Genomic DNA, 18,406 nt, shown 5'->3' on the forward strand with positions numbered 1-18,406 from the left:
GAGCCCGTAAAGAGAGATACGACGTTGGTGCCTCAAACCACTGAGGTGAAACGGGAACACGGTGCGGACCTTGGTCCTATTCCGTGGCTGCCCCCGCAACTGTAAGCGGCGAGCGGCAATCCTTCATGCCACTGAATCTTTGAGCCGCACAAGCTCAAGAGAATTTGGGAAGGCGGATTGCTCGCAACGACCCGCAAGCCAGGAGACCGGCCGGCGTTGAAACGCAACCCGTATTGCTCGCCGGTGGGGTGGGCAGGAGGTCTCCATGATCGCGCCTTCATGCCGCATCCTCGCGGCATCCGTATCTCTTTGCGCCCTCTCCTTCAGCGCCGCTTACGCCCAAACTGTCAATGACCCGGTACCCCTGCCCGACATCGTGGTCACGGCCACGCGTTCGCCACTTGCACTCTCGCAGGCTGGAAGCGCCATCTCCGTGATCACGGCAGAGGAAATCGAAAAGGAATCCTTGAAGAGCCCTGCGGAAGTGCTGCGCCGCGTTCCTGGCGTGACCGTCGTCGAAACGGGTGGCGCCGGGACGACCACGACCGTGCGCATTCGCGGCGCCGAAGCCAGCCAGACACTTGTCCTCATCGACGGTATCCGGGTGAACGATCCCTCGACGGATTCAGGCGAATTTGACTTCTCCAATCTCGCAGCCATCGACATCGAGCGCATCGAAGTTCTGCGCGGCCCGCAATCCGCCATCTACGGATCCGACGCCATGGGCGGCGTGATCAATATCATCACCCGTAAGGGCCAGGGCGCACCGCGCTTCAGTGTTGGCCTGGAGGGCGGCAGCTATGGCACCGTAGCCGGACGCGCGGCCGTTTCGGGCAGCAACGGTCCCATATCGTACGCCTTCTCGACCACAGGCTTCGATACCAGTGGTTTTTCCCGCTACGGCTATCGCATCGGCCGCATCGAGGATGCCCTCTCCTCCCCTCTCGAGAAGGACGGTGCGCAGCGTGTCGGCGCGGCAGGTCGGGTTTCCGTCGCGCTCTCCCCCGATGTCGAGTTCGAGGTCGGCGGCTATGCGAGCCGCACCAATGTGGCAATCGACAACGGCGTGTCCTCTTTCGAATTCCTCCCAGACGGTCCTTCCAAGACCCGGCAGCAATTGTACGAAGGCCATGCACGCCTTACGGCCAATACCTTCGACGGCATTCTCAAGAATACTTTTCTCGTTTCCGGCAGCCGCACGGACCGTGACTACAAGCTGATCGGTTCTTATTTCCTCCCCAGCCTCTACTGGGATGAGTATGGCTATCAGGGCGAGCGGCTGTCGGCAGAGTATCAGGGCGATTTGAAGCTCGGCGCGTTCGGCCTTCTCACTTTCGGCACGAAGATCGAACAGGAAAACCTGCTCTCCACGTCACGCAACGTGCTGCCGTTCCCGACCGATGAGGTGGAGAACATCGACGCGTCGCAGCATACCCGCTCCGCCTATGCACTGCATCAGTTCAGCCCCATCGAGAACCTGCACCTATCGCTCAGCGGGCGGATCGATGACATCGAGGACGGCGATACATTCGGCACATGGCGCGCAACCGCGGCTTACGAAATCCCAAGCTCCGGCACGAAGCTACGTGCAAGCGTCGGCACCGGCGCGAAGGCGCCAACGCTGTACCAGAAATTCGATCCGTTTTCGGGCACAGCCGATCTTGAATCCGAGCGTTCCGTCGGCTTCGACGTGGGTATCGATCAGCGCCTTGCGGATGACCGCGTGCTTCTCTCGGCAACGTTCTTCGCCAACCGCTTCCGTAACCTGATTGCTTACGGCGTCGCGGAGACCTGCCGTCCGGAGCAGGTCTATGGATGCTTCATCAACGTGAACCGTGCTCGCACAAGTGGCGTCGAACTCTCGGCGGATGTCGATGTCGTTCCTGCTTGGCTGCGGGTGAAGGCAACCTATACGTATCTTGAGGCCTTCGACACGGAATCCGACTTGCGCCTTGCGCGCCGCCCTGAGCATCAGGGCCGCCTTGGTTTCTCCATCACGCCGCTGACGGGACTGTCTATCGAACCGTCCGTGGTGTTCGTGGGCAGCCGCTTCTCCTCGCCGGGAGAGATCAATGAATTGGCACCTTATGCACGTTTCGATATTTATGCCGATTACAAGGTCAACGAGACCTTCAGCATCTACGCCCGCGCCGAAAATCTGACCGATGCGCGTTATCAGGAGGTCTACGATTACGGCACCGCTGGCCGTTCCTTCTATGCGGGCCTGAGAGCTACCTGGTAATCGCCGTTAGCGTTTCTAGCCCCATCCAAGCGCCCGGCATTTCATGAAATGCCGGGCTTCTTTGCATTTATGAACAATATTTCGCAGCATTAATGCAAGATTTACGTTACGAGATGAGCCTTTTCGAGGCCCATGCATTCTCAGCAATACGTCTAATTTCCCTTGCGGCAAGTTGTCCAAGCCCACAACTCAAAACAATATTTGAGATCCTTGAGAAACAACGATTTATGCGATCAGAACCCACCTTGAACATGGGTGACGCATTGCCGCAGGATGGAACCATTACCTAATTTAAGGTCAAGCTGACCTATTCTGGACATATCCACCTAGCACATACTGGCCCTCGCTTAATCAAGAAGGACTGTGCAGCCGCTCGTGGCCAAGCAGTCGATCTGGGGGCTATACCGAATGCAGGTTGTTCTGACAGCGCTTCGTCGCGCATGCCAGTCATCGCTTCTTCGTCACAAGCACAATACTTGTGTGAGATTTCAGACGCGCAGTGTCGTGGAGGGCTTCTTGCCTTCCGGCAAGCGCAAGTCTCTCCTTAACGCTGCTGCGAGCATGGGATTACTGACCTGCATTGTCGCGGGCGCTCCGGCTGTCGCCGCGACCTCGCAGAAGCATGCCGCGCCTTCGTCCAACATGGCTCCGAAGCCCATGGCAAGTCAGAGCAGCACTGATCCTCTCGAAAACATTGCTCCCGTGACGGCTGCGGAAACGCCCACCTATGCAGAGTTGCTGGAACTCTTCATTACCTCCATGCCGCTCACGAACCCGCCCGCGGCGGAAGGCGACACCGATGACGACATCGATGTAACCCCGGTCGAGTACATGGAATTTGAAGAGATGCGCGTACCGGTCTGGATCGTCGACACGATCCTGCGTGCATCGGAGGTTACAGGCGCCGATCCGGTTTACATGATGGCGCTTGCCGACAAGGAGTCGAGCTTCCTGCCCGGCAACAAGGCCGCGACTTCGTCTGCTGTCGGTCTCTTCCAATTCATCTCGAGCACGTGGCTTGAAGCCGTGCGCTCGTTCGGCCCCAAGCATGGGCTGATCATGGAAGCAGCATCCATCGAAAAGCAGGGCATCAAACTCTCGGTCGCTGATGAGAGAAAGCGCGAGTACATTCTCGGACTGCGTCGTAACCCGTTCATTTCCGCGCTCATGGCTGCGGAGATGATGCAGCGCGACAAGATGAAGATCGAGACGAGGCTCGGCCGCAAGCTCAGCCGCTCCGAGTTCTATCTCTCGCATTTCTTCGGCGTCGACAGCGCGAGCAGATTCATTGCGCTTGTGGACGATACGCCCAAGAAAAGCGCCAAGAGCGCGTTCCCGAGAGCCGCGAAATCGAACAAGTCTTTGTTTTACGCGACGGAAGGCAAGAAGTCTCGTCAGCTCAGCGTGTCCGAAGTCTACGATAAGATCGACACGATGATCGACAAGCGATTGAACCGCTACGAGGACGTCTCTTCCCGCGTGACTGCCGACGCAGGGCTCTGATCGCCCAGGTCATGATCCTTCACCCGCTCGCTTGAGATCGTTTCCTCGCGGGCTATGACGGTGGGAGTGGCAGAGTTGGTCGAGGCCACCACGAACCCGCCTCCGGCAGGGGCACGCTGAACCTTGATAATCCGCAGGACGATGAAGGCTGCGAGCCCCGCCGAGGCAATTGCCGAATAGATGAAAAGCCCCTGCGGCCCCAGCAGCTCCATTGCCGCCGCGCCGAACAATGGTCCGATGGTGACGCCCGCTGCCCACGAGAAGAGAAGGGTGCCGACCGTCGAGACGATACGGCCGGGATCGACGATATCGCAGGCGTGAGCCACGCACACCGAATAAATGCAGAGCGCGAGCCCGCCCCAGGCGGCGAAGCTCCAGAGGATCATGCCTTGGGCACCTTGAGCGCTCGCAAACAGGATGAACAGGGACACCAGGCTCGTTCCCGCTGCTAAAGCCGCGATGATATAGCGCCGATCCGCCCTGTCGGAGAGCCAACCCATAGGCCATTGCAGCACAAGGCTTCCAGCCTGCAATGCGAAGAGAAGCGCTGCCGCCCGTTCCTGGCTCAATCCGATGCTCACTCCGAATACAGGCGTGATGGCAATCACCGGGCCATTGACGAGCCCCACCACGAAGGCGCCGACCACCGCCGAGGGAGCCAGCGCGAAGAGGCTTCGAACCTCGATCTTCACACCCAGAGGAGCCGGCGGCTCCTTCGTGGTGGTCGCGGCGATCGGCAGGAGTGACAGGGACATCACCGCACTGATGGCCATGAACAGCCCATCCGTTCTGATGTCGCCAAAGCCGATGCCCAGCGGCGAAAGCATCAGGGCGACCTTTGTGCAGATCATATAAATCGACAATATCCGGCCGCGATGGCTCGACGTAGCGCGTGCGCTGATCCAGCCATCGGTGACGGTGAAGATGCAGGCGAGCGTGACGCCCGTAAGGCCGCGAAGCAGAACCCAGGCGAGTGTCGAATGCGCCTGGGTCATGATGAGCACCAGAACTGCGACTATGGCCGCAAGGCTTGCAAATGCACGGATATAGCCGACATGGCGGATGAAAGTCGGGGCCATGAAGCAGCCTATCGAGAAGCCGAGCCCGTAGGCGGCAGCCACGAGGCCGATAGCCGAGACGGAAAGCCCCTCGGCCTGCATCCTCAGCGGCATCAACGCCTGCAGCAGACCATTTGCCGCCTGAAGCAGGGTCGTGGCAGCGGTAATGGTCCAGATGAGAGCGAGAGAGGAATTCAAAGGGCCACGCAGGGAAGAGAGATCGGCGGATGCCGCGCTCACGAAGTAGAGAGCAGGCGTCCCACCAGATCAACCCCGATCGGCTCTCAAGGGCTGGTCTTCAAGAAGTTTCATGCAATCCATCAAATCGGCTTATTGCTGCGCTGCATCCTTCGGGAAGGAGGCGAAGATGTAAAAGCCGTTGAAGCGAACGCCTGTCATCGCGGCCTGCGCGTCAAAGCCGAGAGGGGTTTCGCTGCCGTCGAGACGGCCGCCGAACTGCCAATGGGGCCCAGCCACGAAGGACGGGACCGAACGCTCCTCCGGAACTGCACAGACGAGCCCGTCCTGCTGCGTATTCCGGAACAAATTGAAAGCGTACATCCCCTCCTCCATCATCATCCATACCCATCTTTTCACATCGCGAATCGCAATGTGCAGGTAAACCATGACAGGAGTGTGATATTGCAGCGCAACAATGGCAGAAACTGTTCGGCCCCTCGGTTGAAATTTCGTTGCTGTTAGCCTCAAGATCGCCCTGCCCTTCTTTTCAGCGGAATAAAGTGAGAGTTCATGCGGATCATCGTAATTGGCAGGGATGGCCAGGTTGCCCGCTCTTTGGCGGAACGTGCCGCAGCGCACGGCGCAGAGGCTGTGTTGCTTGGAAGGCCCAAGCTGGACCTCGCCGATCCATCCGGCATTGAGGATATCCTTTACGAGACCGGCGGCGACTTGATCGTGAATGCAGCGGCCTATACCGCGGTCGACCAAGCCGAGGCCGAACCGGAGCTGGCTGAAGCCATCAACGGTATCGGGGCTGGCGTCATCGCCGGCGTTGCAGCGGCGATGAGCGTGCCTCTGATCCATATCTCTACGGATTATGTATTCGATGGCACCTTGGACCGCCCCTATCGTGAGGACGACCCGGTCAACCCTCTGGGAGTCTATGGGACCTCCAAGCTTCTCGGAGAAACAGCTGTCGCGGAAGCGACGGGGGATCATGCAATCCTCCGCACGGCTTGGATCTACAGCCCGTTCGGCAAGAACTTCGTGAAGACAATGCTGCGGCTGGCCCAAGATCGGGACGAGATCGGCGTCGTCGCCGACCAGTTCGGCTCACCAACAAGCGCCCTCGACCTTGCGGATGGCATCTACGCGGTGGCGAAAAATCTTCTGAGCAAGCCACAGGAAGGCACATTGCGCGGGATCTTTCATATGGCCGGAGGAGGTTTCGCAAGCTGGGCCGAACTGGCCTCTGAAATCTTTGCCGTTTCGGCACGTTCAGGCGGCCCTAGCGCCAAGGTAAGGCCTCTTTCGACGGCGGATTACCCGACCCGCGCGAAGCGTCCGGCCAATTCCAGACTCGATTGCGGTAAGCTGGCGGCAATCCATGGTGTCGAGCTCCCGTCCTGGCAAAGCTCTCTGGATCGCTGCCTGGAGCAGATCACAGCCGAGCAACACTAAGCGGAGCTTTAAGCAGGCGGGCAAAATGCTTTCTCTATACAAGACGCTTGTTCTTTATAAAGAACAACCGTAGTATCGTCCCATGACGGCGAACCGAGACCCTGATTACCATCTGGAAACCCGCCTCGTTCACGACGGGCAGCTGCGGACGCCTTTCGGCGAGACCTCAGAGACACTCTTCATCACGCAGGGTTTCGTCTATGAGAGCGCCGAGAGCGCCGAACGCCGCTTCTTGAATGAAGAGCCGGGCTACAGCTACAGCCGCTATTCCAATCCGACCATCGACATGTTCGAGCAGCGCATGGCCTCGCTTGAGGGTGCTGAAACCGGCCGCGCAACGGCAAGCGGCATGGCGGCAGTCACGGCAGCAATGGTGGGCCAGGTACAGGCGGGCGATCATGTGGTGGCGGCCCGGGGACTCTTCGGCTCATGCCGATGGGTGGTCGAGGATTTTCTGCCCCGCTTCGGCGTGGACTGCACCCTCGTCGACGGAATCAACCTCGATGCATGGCGTAAGGCCGTCCGCCCGCAGACGAAGGCATTTCTCCTGGAAACTCCCTCCAATCCCAGCCTCCAGATCATCGACATCGCTGGTGTTGCCGCCATCGCTCATGAGGCGGGCGCGACGCTCACCGTCGACAACGTCTTCGCCACGCCGCTCTATCAGAAGCCCCTGCAACTCGGTGCGGATTGCGTCGTCTACTCCGCCACCAAGCATATCGACGGACAAGGCCGGTGTCTCGGCGGCATCATTCTAGGCTCGACAGAGTTCATCGAGGCCAAGGTGCAGCAATTCCTGCGGATGACCGGCCCTTCGATCTCGCCCTTCAACGCCTGGGTTCTGCTGAAAGGGCTTGAGACGCTGTCCCTGCGCGTGGAGCGGCAGACCGCGAATGCAGGGTTTCTGGCCGATAGCCTGCATGACCACCCTAAACTCCAGGCCCTGATCTACCCAGGGCGCGCCGACCATCCGCAGGCCGTGCTGATCCACCGCCAGATGACAGGTGGCTCGACGATGATTGCCCTCGACGTGAAAGGCGGGAAGGAAGGCGCGTTCAGGTTCATGAACGCCCTTCGCCTTATCCGCATTTCGAACAATCTCGGCGATGCGAAGAGCCTCGTCACGCACCCGTCAACCACGACCCATCAGCGTTTCAGCCCCGAGTTGCGTGCCGAGATGGGCATTTCGGACGGGATCGTGAGGCTGTCGGTCGGGCTCGAGCACCGTGATGACCTTCTGGCCGATCTGACTACGGCGCTTGAAGCCGTCTGATCGGGGCATCACAAGAAGTTGACAAGGCGAATGGCAATCCTTCCTGCCTCAAGAAGAAGCCTTTCCCAGAGCAAGTAAAAGTGCGTGCGCCCACGTATTATGATGCTTTAGGAGAGTGCCACTTGAATTCCATCATAGACTGACGCACCATTCTTCATGGGAATAACGCGCCCATTAAAAAGAAAGCGCGATCCTTCACAACAAACAGGGGGTGAGGGAGGAAGCTATGAAGAAGGGTATGCCCCCGGAGGGTAAGCTTTCGGGTTCGTCCAAGCATTCGCGCCGACGGTTCCTGCAGGTTGCAGGTCTTGGCGCCGCCGCTACTGTCGCAGCGCCGCAAGTCTCAAAGGCGCAGACGGCCACCTGGAAGTTTCAATCCACCTGGCCCAACCGCGATATCTTCCATGAATTCTGCAACGACTTCGCCAAGCGCGTGAACGACATGTCGGGAGGGCGTCTCAAGATCGACGTTCTCGCATCCGGTGCGGTCGTCCCTGCCTTCCAGTTGCAGGACGCGGTTCATGCCGGCATTCTCGACGGTGGTCACGGTGTGGCGGCTTACTGGTACGGGAAGAACAAGGCCTTCGCGTTGTTCGGCACAGGACCTTCATTCGGTTGGAACGCCAATTCGTTTCTCGCCTGGATGAATTACGGCGGCGGCTACGACCTCTATAACGAGCTGCAGCAGCAGATCCTCAAGCTGAACATCGTCGGTTTCCTGTCCGGTCCCATGCCCGCTCAACCTCTGGGATGGTTCAAGAGCGAGGTTACATCGGCTGATGCTTTCAAGGGCTTGAAGTATCGCACCGTGGGCCTTGCCGCCGATCTCAATCGGCAACTCGGCGCAGCCGTCACGATTTTGGCAGGAGGTGAAATCGTTCCGGCCCTGGAGCGTGGCGTCATCGACGGAGCGGAGTTCAACAATCCCTCCTCGGATCTTGTCCTCGGCTTCCCGGACGTCTCGAAAAACCTCATGCTCCAGAGCTATCACCAATCCGGTGAAACCTTCGAGCTGATCTTCAACAAGGCGAAGTACGATGCGCTTCCGCCTGAATTGAAGGCGATCGTGAAGTATGCGGCGGAAGCGTCGTCCGCCGACATGTCGTGGAAGGCTCTCGACCGCTATTCCAAGGATCTCGAAGCGATCAGGGGCCGCGGTGTAACTGTGAAGAAGACGCCGGATTCCGTTCTGCAGGCCCAGCTTGCCGCATGGAACACGGTTATCGACGAGTTCTCGAAGGATCCCTTCTTCAAGAAGGTGATCGACAGCCAGAAAGCCTGGGTGCAGCGTACCTATGCCTATGAACGCCTGAACGAGCCTTCACGCGACATGGCATACGACCACTTCTTCAAGACAACCTAGCCACCGAGCGCCGCGGCTACCCAAGATCGAGGATGGCACATTCGTGCCGTCCTCACCTCGTGTCCGCAATCTCTGTGAGGGGATCCCTGCATGCGCTTCGTCTACTTCGTCGACCGCATCAACACGTTCATCGGCAAGATAGTGGCTTGGTCCATCGTCGCTTTGACCTTTGCCGTCTGCTACGAAGTCTTCTCTCGATATGTGCTGCGCGCGCCAACCGAATGGGCGTTCGACGCGAGCTACATGCTCTACGGCCTGCTCTTCATGGTGGCAGGGCCTTATACCCTGGCACGTAACAATCATGTGCGCGGCGACTTTCTCTATCGCAACTGGCCTCCTCGCAGGCAGGCTGCCATGGATCTCCTCCTCTACATCCTCTTTTTCTTTCCCGGCATTCTCGCGCTCATTTATGCGGGCATCCCCTTTACGGAGATGTCCTGGCTCATGAACGAGCATTCGATGAACTCCCCGAACGGGCCGCCGATTTATCCGTTCAAAGCGCTTATTCCCATCGTCGGTATCCTGATGGCCTTTCAAGGTGTGGCTGAAGTGATCCGCTGCATCGTCTGCCTACGCACCGGCACTTGGCCGCAGCGCCTCCATGACGTGGAAGAAACCGAAAAACTCATTCTCGAGCAAGCCGAACAAGAAGGCCTCACGAAAGGAACCGTCTGATGCTGGCATCATGGGGGCTTGGAAATCCCGAACTGGGCGTGTTGATGCTCGGCCTGTTCGTCGTGTTCATCATGTTCGGATTTCCGATCGCGTTCACACTGATGGCGCTGGGCTTCGGCTTTGGATACATGGCCATGGGCGACATCGTGTTCGCGCTCGTCGTACAACGCTCGTACTCGGTCATGACGAACGATACGCTGGTCGCCATCCCGCTCTTCGTCTTCATGGGATACATCATCGAGCGAGCCAATATTCTCGACAGGCTCTTCTACTCGATCCAGATCGCCGTGGGCGGCATTCCCGGATCGCTCGCGGTTGCGACCCTTCTCACCTGCGCACTCTTTGCCACAGCGACCGGCATCGTCGGCGCGGTAGTGACTCTCATGGGCCTTCTTGCCTATCCCGCCATGTTGCGTGCGGGCTACGATACGCGCCTTGCCTCAGGCGTCGTCTGCGCCGGCGGATGTCTCGGCATTCTCATTCCACCAAGCGTGATGCTCATTCTCTACGGCGCGACAGCGGGGGTCTCCGTGCCGAAGCTTTATGCGGGCGCTCTCTTCCCGGGCCTCATGCTCGCAGCGCTTTACATGATCTACGTGATCGTCCGCTGCGCCCTCAACCCAAGCCTCGCGCCCAAGCTGCCGCCGGAACAGCGCAAGGTTCCGCTCGTGAAGGTCATCTGGTCACTTGCCACGTCCTTCTTCCCCCTCTCGCTTCTCATCCTGTCCGTGCTAGGAGCGATTTTCTTCGGCATTGCAACTCCCACGGAAGCGGCGGCCGTCGGTGCGCTCGGCAGCCTTCTCCTCGCAGCCGCCTATCGTTCTCTCTCCTTCGCCAAGCTGAGGGAATCCGTGATCCTCACGGCGCGTACATCGGCCATGGTGTGCTGGCTCTTCGTAGGCTCCTTCATCTTCTCGTCCATTTTCGCTTTTCTCGGCGGCCATCAGCCCATCGAGAACTTCGTCACGCATCTGAATCTCTCGCCGTTCTGGTTCCTGATCCTGACGCAGGCGATCATCTTCGTGCTAGGCTGGCCGCTGGAATGGACAGAGATCGTGGTCATCTTCGTCCCGATTTTCCTGCCGCTTCTCGACAATTTCGGCATCGATCCGATCTTCTTCGGCGTCCTGATCGCACTCAACATCCAGACCTCGTTCCTCTCGCCGCCCGTGGCCATGGCGCCCTTCTACCTGAAGGGCATTGCGCCGCCGCATGTGAGCATCAACGAGATTTTTGCAGGTGTGCTACCGTTCCTGTTCCTCGTTATCGTCGCAATGGCCATGTTCTACATCTTCCCGCAGCTTGGCCTCTGGCTGCCTGGCTATCTCTATGGCTGAGGTTGCACGCGGGCTTCGCATGTCCGGACCATGAGAAACCGGAACACTAACTTTCCCATCACGTTGGCCTCACAGCATTCAAGAAAAGGAGGCCATCATGAAATGCCAGTTCTGCCATCAGGATGTCAGCGATCCGTGTCACAACAAGCAGGAGATGCAACAACGTGCCACGAGCCATGTTGAACGCTGCGAGCACGCTCTTCAAAGTCAACAGGGAACGGACTCGGGGGCACACCGCCGCGACCTTCATGGCAACGGCTAAGCCATGACAGGAAAGAATGGCGATCCATCCCGCGGCTTGGCCGAGCGGAGCTTGAATGCAAGCATCGTTCAGCCTGGCCAAGGCAACGCGAAACGTGTCGAGAGCAGCGATCGCACCTTGAATGAAAATCAACAGAGAGAAGGTTTGGAGAAGGCTGAGCCGTCTGATCCGAAACCGGATGCCCATCATAAACCTTGAGGGAAATTCATGGCACGCAAAGCCCGAATGAGACCGTCCTGGAAGAAGCAGAAGCAACGCAAGGACAATCCTTCTGGATCGCGTAGAAAGCGCGTGGCTCAACGCAGCTGAGTCCGCAGAACCTCCCGCAATACGAGCGGCCTGTTCAGACAGGCCGCTTTTTTATTTTTCTTCGCACCGGACATTGCGCAACTCTATTGCGGCAAGCCTACACTTCAGGAGTATGGGTTGTGATTTTACGCACCGATGAATTGGTGAGACTGTGCGCAAAACAAAAATCGTAAACAGCCAAGGGAATTTGTCAGGAGGATACGTCATGACCGCATCATCCCTCAGCTTCAGACTCGCCGTACTTTTCGTCATTGTCGGCATGGCCATGGGCATCGGCATGGCTGCAACGCAGGATCACTCGATCATGCCGGCACATGCCCATTTGAATCTGCTTGGATGGGTCTCGCTCTTTCTGTTCGGCATCTACTACGAGCGCCGACCTGCCCTGGATACGAGTCGCATAGCGGTGATCCAGGTTATGCTCTGGTCCATCGGAACAGTTATTCTGACCATTGCTGTCGCGGCTATTCATCTCGGTTACAGCGCGGCCGACCCTGTCGCGGGCATTTCATCGCTCATCGTACTCGCTGCAATGCTGATGTTCGCTTATTTCGTGTTTCGTCCCGCGGCTGCCATTCAATCCGGCCCTACGATGCGGATGACACCTGCCGAATAAGCCAATGCCATATAAAAAAGGCCCCGCATAAAAGCGGGGCCTGCTTTGAAAAGCATTTTCTTAAAAGATTTGGTTACGAGCAGTCCTTGAAAAATTCTGACGCGACTAAGCTAAAAAATTCGCGCATTGCAGCAGATGATGCATTCTGCGCACAAAGAACATGGGGGAGGCTGCGCCTGAAAATATAAGCGCCGCCAACTGGCATCACTACATGAAAGCTAAAGGGAAACGGCGACTGTCTGAGCGGCTCTGAAATTGCTGCTCGCTTACGCACTTAAAACATCAGAGCAAGCACAGGAATGCTTGGCGACCTGATGAAAGGTCGGTCTCTGAGCGCTACCAGTCATGACGGAGATTTGTCGGGAGACCCCCGCAGGGAGAGTGATCCTCTCACTGGATAGGTCGAAGTTGTCGCTGGACGCGACATGCATATTCAAAGTCATAATCATTGCCCCGAGTGCCTTCCGAGCCTCATTATTCGAAGCTTCCTAGACACCCTTGATGATATTTGAACAAGAGGAAGTTAGTCAGGCGAAAATATACGCAACAGAGAATTCGAGATACAGTGAGAGACTTTTACTATTGTACTCCAGCCTGGCGAAACAACATCCGCTAAGCCGATAAGAGTGTTCTCAATAGTAAATAGGGCGAAATCGTGACGATCGGTTAAGATGAACCGATTTTAAATTCGGATCAGAAACACAAAAGCCCCGCATGGGCGGGGCTAAATCCGTTGAAACCTTTGGCGCTCCCTAGGGGACTCGAACCCCTGTTTTCGCCGTGAGAGGGCGACGTCCTAGACCGCTAGACGAAGGGAGCTAGCAAGGTGGAGGCCGCTCGTATAACCACCAACGGGAATCCCTTCAAGCCCTTTCTCTCAAAAAAGCGAGGGCATCGATGAAAATGAGGACGCGGTGGACGATACGACCCAGCAGGAATGGACCTTGGAGGATGAAACGGCGGCCGAGCGGTTGGACCGGGTGCTGGCGCGGCTTGCGAATGACCTGTCCCGCAGCCGCTTGCAGGCGCTGATCCGCGAAGGCCAAGTCACCGTTGACGGGACGCCCGTTCTCGATCCCGGCCGCAAGGTGGGGTCGGGCGCGCGCATCGCGCTTCAAGTGCCCCCGCCTGTCCCAGCCGAGCCTCAGGGCGAGGCCATGGACCTTGTGATCGTTTACGAGGATGACGACCTCATCGTGATCGACAAGCCGGCTGGCCTCGTGGTTCATCCGGCGGCAGGGCATGAGTCCGGCACTCTCGTCAATGCGCTCATCGCCCATTGCGGCGAGAGCCTGTCCGGCATCGGCGGAGTGAAGCGCCCTGGTATCGTGCACAGGCTCGACAAGGATACGTCAGGCCTTCTCGTAGTGGCCAAAAATGATCTCGCTCATCAGGGTTTAGCCGATCAGTTCGCCGACCATGGTCGCACCGGTCCTTTGGAGAGGCTCTACCTCGCCCTCGTCTGGGGTATTCCAGAGCGTAGGCGCGGCACGGTGGAGGCGGCGCTTGCCCGCAGCCAGCATAACCGGGAGAAGATCGCCATCGTCTCGGATGAAAACGAGCGCGGGCGTTACGCGAGCACCCATTATGAACTGCTGGAGGCCCTGCCCTCCGCCAACCCGCTTGCCTCTCTCGTCCAATGCGAGTTGGAAACCGGGCGCACGCACCAGATCCGCGTGCATATGGCTCATATCGGACACCCTCTCTTGGGAGACTCGGTTTACGGATCAGGATTCAAGACCAAAGCGAACCGCCTCACGGATGACCAAAGGTGGGCCCTGACGGCTCTGAACCGGCAGGCGCTCCATGCGGCGGTTCTAGGTTTCGAGCATCCCAGGTCAGGGGCGTTTCTTCGCTTCGAGAGCCCCATTCCAGCGGATCTGGCACTGCTTTTGGAGGCATTGCGAGCCTGAGCAGCAAGCGTCAATGCGTCGCAAAATTCAGCTACGCTGGCACCCTTGCGGGTTTGAAGCGTTCACCACGTCTTGAAGCCTGACGCCTCTATTCGGACAAGGTCGAACCGCTTATATTACGAAGTCGGGCGGCTGGCCGTGAAGGGAGCCGCCTCAGGCTTGCCTCATGGAGAGGGAGCCAAAGGAGGAGAAAATATGGCTGCAGCGCTTCCAGTGCTTGCCAATGAAGGGGGCCTTTCCCGCTATCTCGACGAGATCCGGCGCTTTCCCATGCTTGAGCCGCATGAGGAGTACATGCTCGCCAAACGCTGGCGGGAGCATGGAGATCGCGAGGCCGCCCACAAGCTCGTGACATCCCATCTGCGCCTCGTCGCCAAGATCGCCATGGGCTACCGTGGCTATGGTCTGCCCATCGGCGAGGTCGTCTCAGAGGGCAATGTCGGCCTCATGCAGGCCGTCAAGCGCTTTGAACCCGACAAGGGCTTCCGCCTTGCCACATATGCCATGTGGTGGATCAAAGCGGCGATTCAAGAATACATCCTGCGTTCCTGGTCGCTCGTGAAGATGGGCACCACCGCGAACCAGAAGAAACTGTTCTTCAATCTCCGCAAGGCCAAGGGCCGCATTTCCGCTCTGGATGAGGGCGACCTGCGCCCCGATCAGGTCAAGCAGATCGCCACCCAGCTCGGCGTGACCGAGCAGGACGTGGTGGACATGAACCGCCGCCTCGGCGGCGATGCGTCCCTCAACGCTCCCCTGCGCGACGAAGGCGAGGGAGGCGGCGAGTGGCAGGATTGGCTGGTCGATCAGAGCGAGAGCCAGGAGCAGATTCTTGCGGAGGAAGAGGAAGGCCAGAATCGGCTGACCGCGCTCCGCAATGCGCTCACGGTCCTGAACCCGCGCGAGCGGCGCATCTTCGAGGCACGCCGCCTTGCGGAAGACCCGATCACGCTGGAAGAGCTCTCGACAGAGTTCGGCGTTTCCCGCGAGCGGGTGCGTCAGATCGAGGTTCGCGCCTTCGAGAAGATCCAGGAGGCCGTGAAGAAAAACCTCACGCAGATCGAGAGCACATCCTCTGCCGGAGCTGAAGCCTCGGCTTGATATCGGTGAGCATCACCCATGAAAAAAGCCGCGCACAGAGCGCGGCTTTTTTGTTGTCTTGAGTAGTAGGCCTTTACTGCCACTGGCTGAAGGCGGTGTTCAGAACTTGTTCGCCCGTCGCGCCCTTTTCGAAGCTCAGGATCGCGCGCTGGCCGGAGGCCATGCGGACCGGCAGATCGATCCAGTTGCGACGCACGAAAAGTTCGGTGTTGCGCTCCACGTCGCCCTGCAGGTTGGACAGGCCGATCAGGAACAGGTTCTCGCGCACCGGCACCGGCAATCCTGCGACGGGCGTCCCGCGCGCGGCTTCCTCGTTCTTGAATTGCAGGAGGCCCACATCGCGGATCAGGCGGCCGCTGTCGCCCTCACGGGTCGTGAAGGTGAGCTCGACCGTGTGCGAGGCCGGCAGCGTCGTATCGAGGTTGCGGCGCAGCACCATCTTCATGGTCACGCCCGCATCGGCGATGTCGACATTGGCCACCACCGCCTTCTCGAGGGCCTGTCCCTGGCCGGGATTCACATCCTCGAGCCGCCAGACCACTCGGCCCACCTGGGCCTTCGGCGTCTGAGGATTGGTGGCATCCTCTTCATAGAAAACGGCGCGATGAGCCACGCCGATCGCCTGACTGGCGGGCGCGGGTGTCTGCGCTGCCTGTCCGCCGACACGCTCGTTGATCTTGGCATTCTCCGGATTTGCCGGAGCCTGCGGCGCTTCAGCGACCGGCGTTTCCGGCAATGGAGCGTCGGACTGGCTCTGCCACCAGGCCAGGCCTGCGATAGCGATGATCACGAGACCGATGGCCACGCCGAGCAGGATCGACCGCGTCGGGCGGTTGCTCTGGATGGCCGGATGGGGACGCGTATCGACCCGCGGACGGGCAGGCGCGGCTTCCTCGAAGGCCTGATGAGCCGGCTCAGGCTCCGGCTCGTCCTGCGAGGGCGCCCGCAGGGCCTGTCCTGGGGATACGCTCCCGCGCAGACGCTCTGCGGCTTCGGGTTTGCCCGGTTCCTCGGCCAGCATCTGGGCGAAGGCGTTCGGATCGAAGCCTGCCGGAGCCGGCGCATAATCGGCCTCGACCCGGGTAATCGCCTCATCGAGCGAGGAGCATTCCTGCTGGATGGCCTCCTCCGAGAGAGGCGGGTTGAGGGAGCGCAATTGAGCGACCAGAGCCGTCCGGGCGCGCTCGTAAACGGCGCGCCGCGAAGCGGGATTCTGCTCGGTCAGGCCTTCGACGGCCCGTGCAATGAGAGGGTAATAATCTGCCATTTCCTTGGGAATGACCCGGAGAGGCTCCGCCGTCAACCCTCAAAGGGGTTCTTCATGAGGATTGTGTCGTCACGCTCCGGCGATGTGGAAAGCACCGCGACCGGCGCGCCGATCAACTCCTCGATGCGGCGAACGTATTTCACGGCTTGCGCCGGAAGGTCGGCCCAGGAGCGGGCGCCTGCGGTCGAACCGCTCCAGCCCTCGAACTCCTCGTAGATCGGCTCGACCCGTCCTTGAGCGCCCTGGCTCGCCGGGAAATAATCGATCACCTCGCCATCCAGCTTGTAACCGACGCCAATCTTGATGGTCTCGAAGCCGTCGAGAATATCGAGCTTGGTGAGCGCGATGCCGTCGATGCCGGAGGTGCGCACGGTCTGGCGCACGAGGGTGGCGTCGAACCAGCCGCAGCGGCGCTTGCGGCCGGTGACCACGCCGAATTCCTTGCCCTTCTGGCCGATCAGTTCGCCGGTTTCGTCGAACAGTTCGGTCGGGAATGGGCCCTCGCCCACGCGGGTGGTGTAGGCCTTGGCGATGCCGAGCACGTAGCCGACCGCGCCGGGGCCGAGGCCCGAACCGGTCGCGGCCTGTCCCGCCACCGTGTTGGAGGAGGTGACGAAGGGATAGGTGCCGTGATCCACATCGAGCAGCGCGCCCTGCGCGCCTTCGAACAGGATGCGCTTGCCGGCGCGGCGCTCGTCGTCGAGGAGACGCCACACGGCGTCCATGTAAGGCAGCACCTTCGGAGCGACCGAAGACAGCTCGTCGTAGATCGCCTCAGGGGTGAACTCGTCGAGGCCGAAGCCGCGGCGAAGCGCGTTGTGGTGCGTCAGCAGCCGGTCGATCTTGTCGCGCAGCGAGGACAGATCGGCGAGGTCCATGAGGCGGATGGCGCGGCGGCCCGCCTTGTCCTCATAAGCGGGGCCGATGCCGCGCTTGGTGGTGCCGATCTTCGTACCGGCGCTGCCGCTTTCGCGCAGCGCATCGAGTTCGCGGTGAATGGAGAGGATCAGCGTGGCGTTCTCGGCCACGCGCAGGTTCTCGCGGGAGATCGCGACGCCCTGCTCCGTGAGGCGCTCCACCTCGGCGGCAAGCGCATGCGGGTCGAGCACCACGCCGTTGCCGATGACGGAAAGCTTGTTGGGGCGAACGACGCCGGAGGGCAGCAGCGACAGCTTGTAGACCTTGTCGCCGATCACGAGGGTATGGCCGGCATTGTGACCGCCCTGGAACCGCACGACCACGTCTGCCTGTTCGGACAGCCAATCGACGATCTTGCCTTTGCCTTCGTCGCCCCACTGGGCGCCCACGACAACCACGTTCGCCATCGCTTAAAGCCTCACATGAAAAAACCCCGGCGCAAGGCCAGGGTTTGGTTGGGTAAAAACCTTGCAAACCCTCATCGTGGATCACGCGTCCCAGGTCAAGCCGGAATGAGCCTTGTCCCATGCATGATACGCCTTCGTGGAGAGAATACGACCGCGTGAAGTGACCAGGGCGCGCTTTCGCGACATCCGCATCGACGCGGAAGCGTGGCAGGCTTTGTTCTGGCTATCCGTCGTGACCGAGGGATGGCGCGGAAGGCATTGGCTTCGCAGGCTCGGGCGGAGCGCGCGAAGATGGGGTCGGGACGGGAAACCCGCCCGGGCTCGGAAAGCGCAACGCCTCCCGCGCGCGGCTTCGTCACCATCCGGCCTCGGCACTCCGGCGCCATCAGGGACGAACCCTCAGAGACGCGATACGGCGTGGCTGGGCACGCGGGGCTGGAGAGCGTGCTCCAGACCCGGCGAGGCTGGGGGAGCGTCGACGCAGCCTGCCCGATCAGGCTCAGCGCCTCTTCCTCCCCGCT

The 18,406-nt window shown here is 59.7% G+C and carries 15 protein-coding genes, 1 tRNA gene and 1 riboswitch; of the genes, 10 read left to right on the forward strand and 6 right to left on the reverse strand.

Translation table 11 applies throughout. The annotated features are described in order from the left end of the window. The first annotated feature begins 8 nt into the window (after nucleotides 1-8). A riboswitch (cobalamin riboswitch) is annotated at nucleotides 9-229 on the forward strand. A gap of 36 nt (nucleotides 230-265) precedes the next feature. Next, complete coding sequence (locus BLP10_RS21905; protein ID WP_091139575.1) at nucleotides 266-2,242, forward strand: TonB-dependent receptor plug domain-containing protein; 1,977 nt, start codon at nucleotides 266-268, stop codon at nucleotides 2,240-2,242. Nucleotides 2,243-2,758: 516 nt separating this feature from the next. Next, nucleotides 2,759-3,745: a transglycosylase SLT domain-containing protein gene (locus BLP10_RS21910; protein ID WP_175494008.1), complete on the forward strand. Its 987-nt coding sequence runs from the start codon at nucleotides 2,759-2,761 to the stop codon at nucleotides 3,743-3,745. Here the strand turns inward: BLP10_RS21910 and BLP10_RS21915 are convergent. Together BLP10_RS21915 and BLP10_RS21920 are read right to left on the reverse strand one after the other, a co-directional pair. Beyond that, nucleotides 3,700-5,001: an MFS transporter gene (locus tag BLP10_RS21915; protein ID WP_139165572.1), complete on the reverse strand. Its 1,302-nt coding sequence runs from the start codon at nucleotides 4,999-5,001 to the stop codon at nucleotides 3,700-3,702. The two genes, BLP10_RS21910 and BLP10_RS21915, sit on opposite strands and share 46 nt — an antisense overlap. Nucleotides 5,002-5,133: 132 nt before the next feature. Beyond that, nucleotides 5,134-5,364, reverse strand: coding sequence for a hypothetical protein (locus BLP10_RS21920; protein WP_091139610.1), 231 nt, complete (start codon nucleotides 5,362-5,364; stop codon nucleotides 5,134-5,136). Nucleotides 5,365-5,553: 189 nt separating this feature from the next. On the opposite strand from BLP10_RS21920, the gene rfbD reads away from it, so the two are divergent. The 5 genes from rfbD to BLP10_RS21945 all read left to right on the forward strand — a co-directional run bounded on the left by rfbD (nucleotide 5,554) and on the right by BLP10_RS21945 (nucleotide 11,092). After that, entirely contained in the window at nucleotides 5,554-6,444 is an 891-nt protein-coding gene (rfbD, locus tag BLP10_RS21925; RefSeq protein ID WP_091139582.1) for a dTDP-4-dehydrorhamnose reductase, read from the forward strand. An 82-nt stretch (nucleotides 6,445-6,526) separates the two neighbouring features. Then, nucleotides 6,527-7,717, forward strand: a complete 1,191-nt coding sequence (locus tag BLP10_RS21930) for an O-succinylhomoserine sulfhydrylase (protein WP_091139584.1) — start codon at nucleotides 6,527-6,529, stop codon at nucleotides 7,715-7,717. A 226-nt stretch (nucleotides 7,718-7,943) separates the two neighbouring features. Beyond that, on the forward strand, nucleotides 7,944-9,080 hold the full coding sequence (locus tag BLP10_RS21935) for a TRAP transporter substrate-binding protein (protein WP_091139586.1): 1,137 nt from the start codon (nucleotides 7,944-7,946) through the stop codon (nucleotides 9,078-9,080). Nucleotides 9,081-9,170: 90 nt separating this feature from the next. Continuing rightward, nucleotides 9,171-9,755, forward strand: coding sequence for a TRAP transporter small permease subunit (locus BLP10_RS21940; protein ID WP_091139589.1), 585 nt, complete (start codon nucleotides 9,171-9,173; stop codon nucleotides 9,753-9,755). Beyond that, a complete protein-coding gene (locus tag BLP10_RS21945) occupies nucleotides 9,755-11,092 on the forward strand; it encodes a TRAP transporter large permease (protein ID WP_091139591.1) in 1,338 nt (445 codons plus the stop codon). The genes BLP10_RS21940 and BLP10_RS21945 overlap by 1 nt, the downstream gene beginning before the upstream one ends. A 58-nt stretch (nucleotides 11,093-11,150) precedes the next feature. Here the strand turns inward: BLP10_RS21945 and BLP10_RS21950 are convergent, their stop codons facing one another. Then, complete coding sequence (locus tag BLP10_RS21950; protein ID WP_139165573.1) at nucleotides 11,151-11,543, reverse strand: hypothetical protein; 393 nt, start codon at nucleotides 11,541-11,543, stop codon at nucleotides 11,151-11,153. A 325-nt stretch (nucleotides 11,544-11,868) separates the two neighbouring features. Between BLP10_RS21950 and BLP10_RS21955 the strand changes: the two genes are divergently transcribed. Next, complete coding sequence (locus tag BLP10_RS21955) at nucleotides 11,869-12,279, forward strand: hypothetical protein (protein ID WP_091139596.1); 411 nt, start codon at nucleotides 11,869-11,871, stop codon at nucleotides 12,277-12,279. A gap of 743 nt (nucleotides 12,280-13,022) precedes the next feature. Here BLP10_RS21955 and BLP10_RS21960 read toward each other — a convergent pair. Then, nucleotides 13,023-13,098, reverse strand: a tRNA-Glu gene (locus BLP10_RS21960). A 95-nt stretch (nucleotides 13,099-13,193) separates the two neighbouring features. Between BLP10_RS21960 and BLP10_RS21965 the strand changes: the two genes are divergently transcribed. Together BLP10_RS21965 and rpoH are read left to right on the forward strand one after the other, a co-directional pair. Beyond that, entirely contained in the window at nucleotides 13,194-14,192 is a 999-nt protein-coding gene (locus tag BLP10_RS21965) for an RluA family pseudouridine synthase (protein ID WP_091139598.1), read from the forward strand. A gap of 195 nt (nucleotides 14,193-14,387) precedes the next feature. Next, entirely contained in the window at nucleotides 14,388-15,293 is a 906-nt protein-coding gene (gene rpoH / locus BLP10_RS21970; protein ID WP_091139600.1) for an RNA polymerase sigma factor RpoH, read from the forward strand. A 73-nt stretch (nucleotides 15,294-15,366) separates the two neighbouring features. On the opposite strand, the gene BLP10_RS21975 is transcribed toward rpoH, so the two are convergent. Further along, nucleotides 15,367-16,596, reverse strand: coding sequence for a histidine kinase (locus BLP10_RS21975; RefSeq protein WP_244510760.1), 1,230 nt, complete (start codon nucleotides 16,594-16,596; stop codon nucleotides 15,367-15,369). Further along, a complete protein-coding gene (locus BLP10_RS21980; RefSeq protein ID WP_091139603.1) occupies nucleotides 16,593-17,885 on the reverse strand; it encodes an adenylosuccinate synthase in 1,293 nt (430 codons plus the stop codon). The genes BLP10_RS21975 and BLP10_RS21980 overlap by 4 nt, the downstream gene beginning before the upstream one ends. Between the last annotated feature and the right edge of the window lie 521 nt (nucleotides 17,886-18,406).

This window comes from Microvirga guangxiensis (assembly GCF_900102135.1).
GTDB classification, from domain to species: domain Bacteria; phylum Pseudomonadota; class Alphaproteobacteria; order Rhizobiales; family Beijerinckiaceae; genus Microvirga; species Microvirga guangxiensis.

What these genes read in the sequence shown, in the direction of transcription:
- BLP10_RS21905 (WP_091139575.1), top strand. Translation starts at nt 266, where the DNA reads ATGATCGCGCCTTCATGCCGCATCCTCGCGGCATCCGTATCTCTTTGC.
- BLP10_RS21920 (WP_091139610.1), bottom strand. Translation starts at nt 5,364, where the DNA reads ATGTACGCTTTCAATTTGTTCCGGAATACGCAGCAGGACGGGCTCGTC.
- rfbD (WP_091139582.1), top strand. Translation starts at nt 5,554, where the DNA reads ATGCGGATCATCGTAATTGGCAGGGATGGCCAGGTTGCCCGCTCTTTG.
- BLP10_RS21930 (WP_091139584.1), top strand. Translation starts at nt 6,527, where the DNA reads ATGACGGCGAACCGAGACCCTGATTACCATCTGGAAACCCGCCTCGTT.
- BLP10_RS21935 (WP_091139586.1), top strand. Translation starts at nt 7,944, where the DNA reads ATGAAGAAGGGTATGCCCCCGGAGGGTAAGCTTTCGGGTTCGTCCAAG.
- BLP10_RS21940 (WP_091139589.1), top strand. Translation starts at nt 9,171, where the DNA reads ATGCGCTTCGTCTACTTCGTCGACCGCATCAACACGTTCATCGGCAAG.
- BLP10_RS21945 (WP_091139591.1), top strand. Translation starts at nt 9,755, where the DNA reads ATGCTGGCATCATGGGGGCTTGGAAATCCCGAACTGGGCGTGTTGATG.
- BLP10_RS21950 (WP_139165573.1), bottom strand. Translation starts at nt 11,543, where the DNA reads ATGATGGGCATCCGGTTTCGGATCAGACGGCTCAGCCTTCTCCAAACC.
- BLP10_RS21955 (WP_091139596.1), top strand. Translation starts at nt 11,869, where the DNA reads ATGACCGCATCATCCCTCAGCTTCAGACTCGCCGTACTTTTCGTCATT.
- rpoH (WP_091139600.1), top strand. Translation starts at nt 14,388, where the DNA reads ATGGCTGCAGCGCTTCCAGTGCTTGCCAATGAAGGGGGCCTTTCCCGC.
- BLP10_RS21980 (WP_091139603.1), bottom strand. Translation starts at nt 17,885, where the DNA reads ATGGCGAACGTGGTTGTCGTGGGCGCCCAGTGGGGCGACGAAGGCAAA.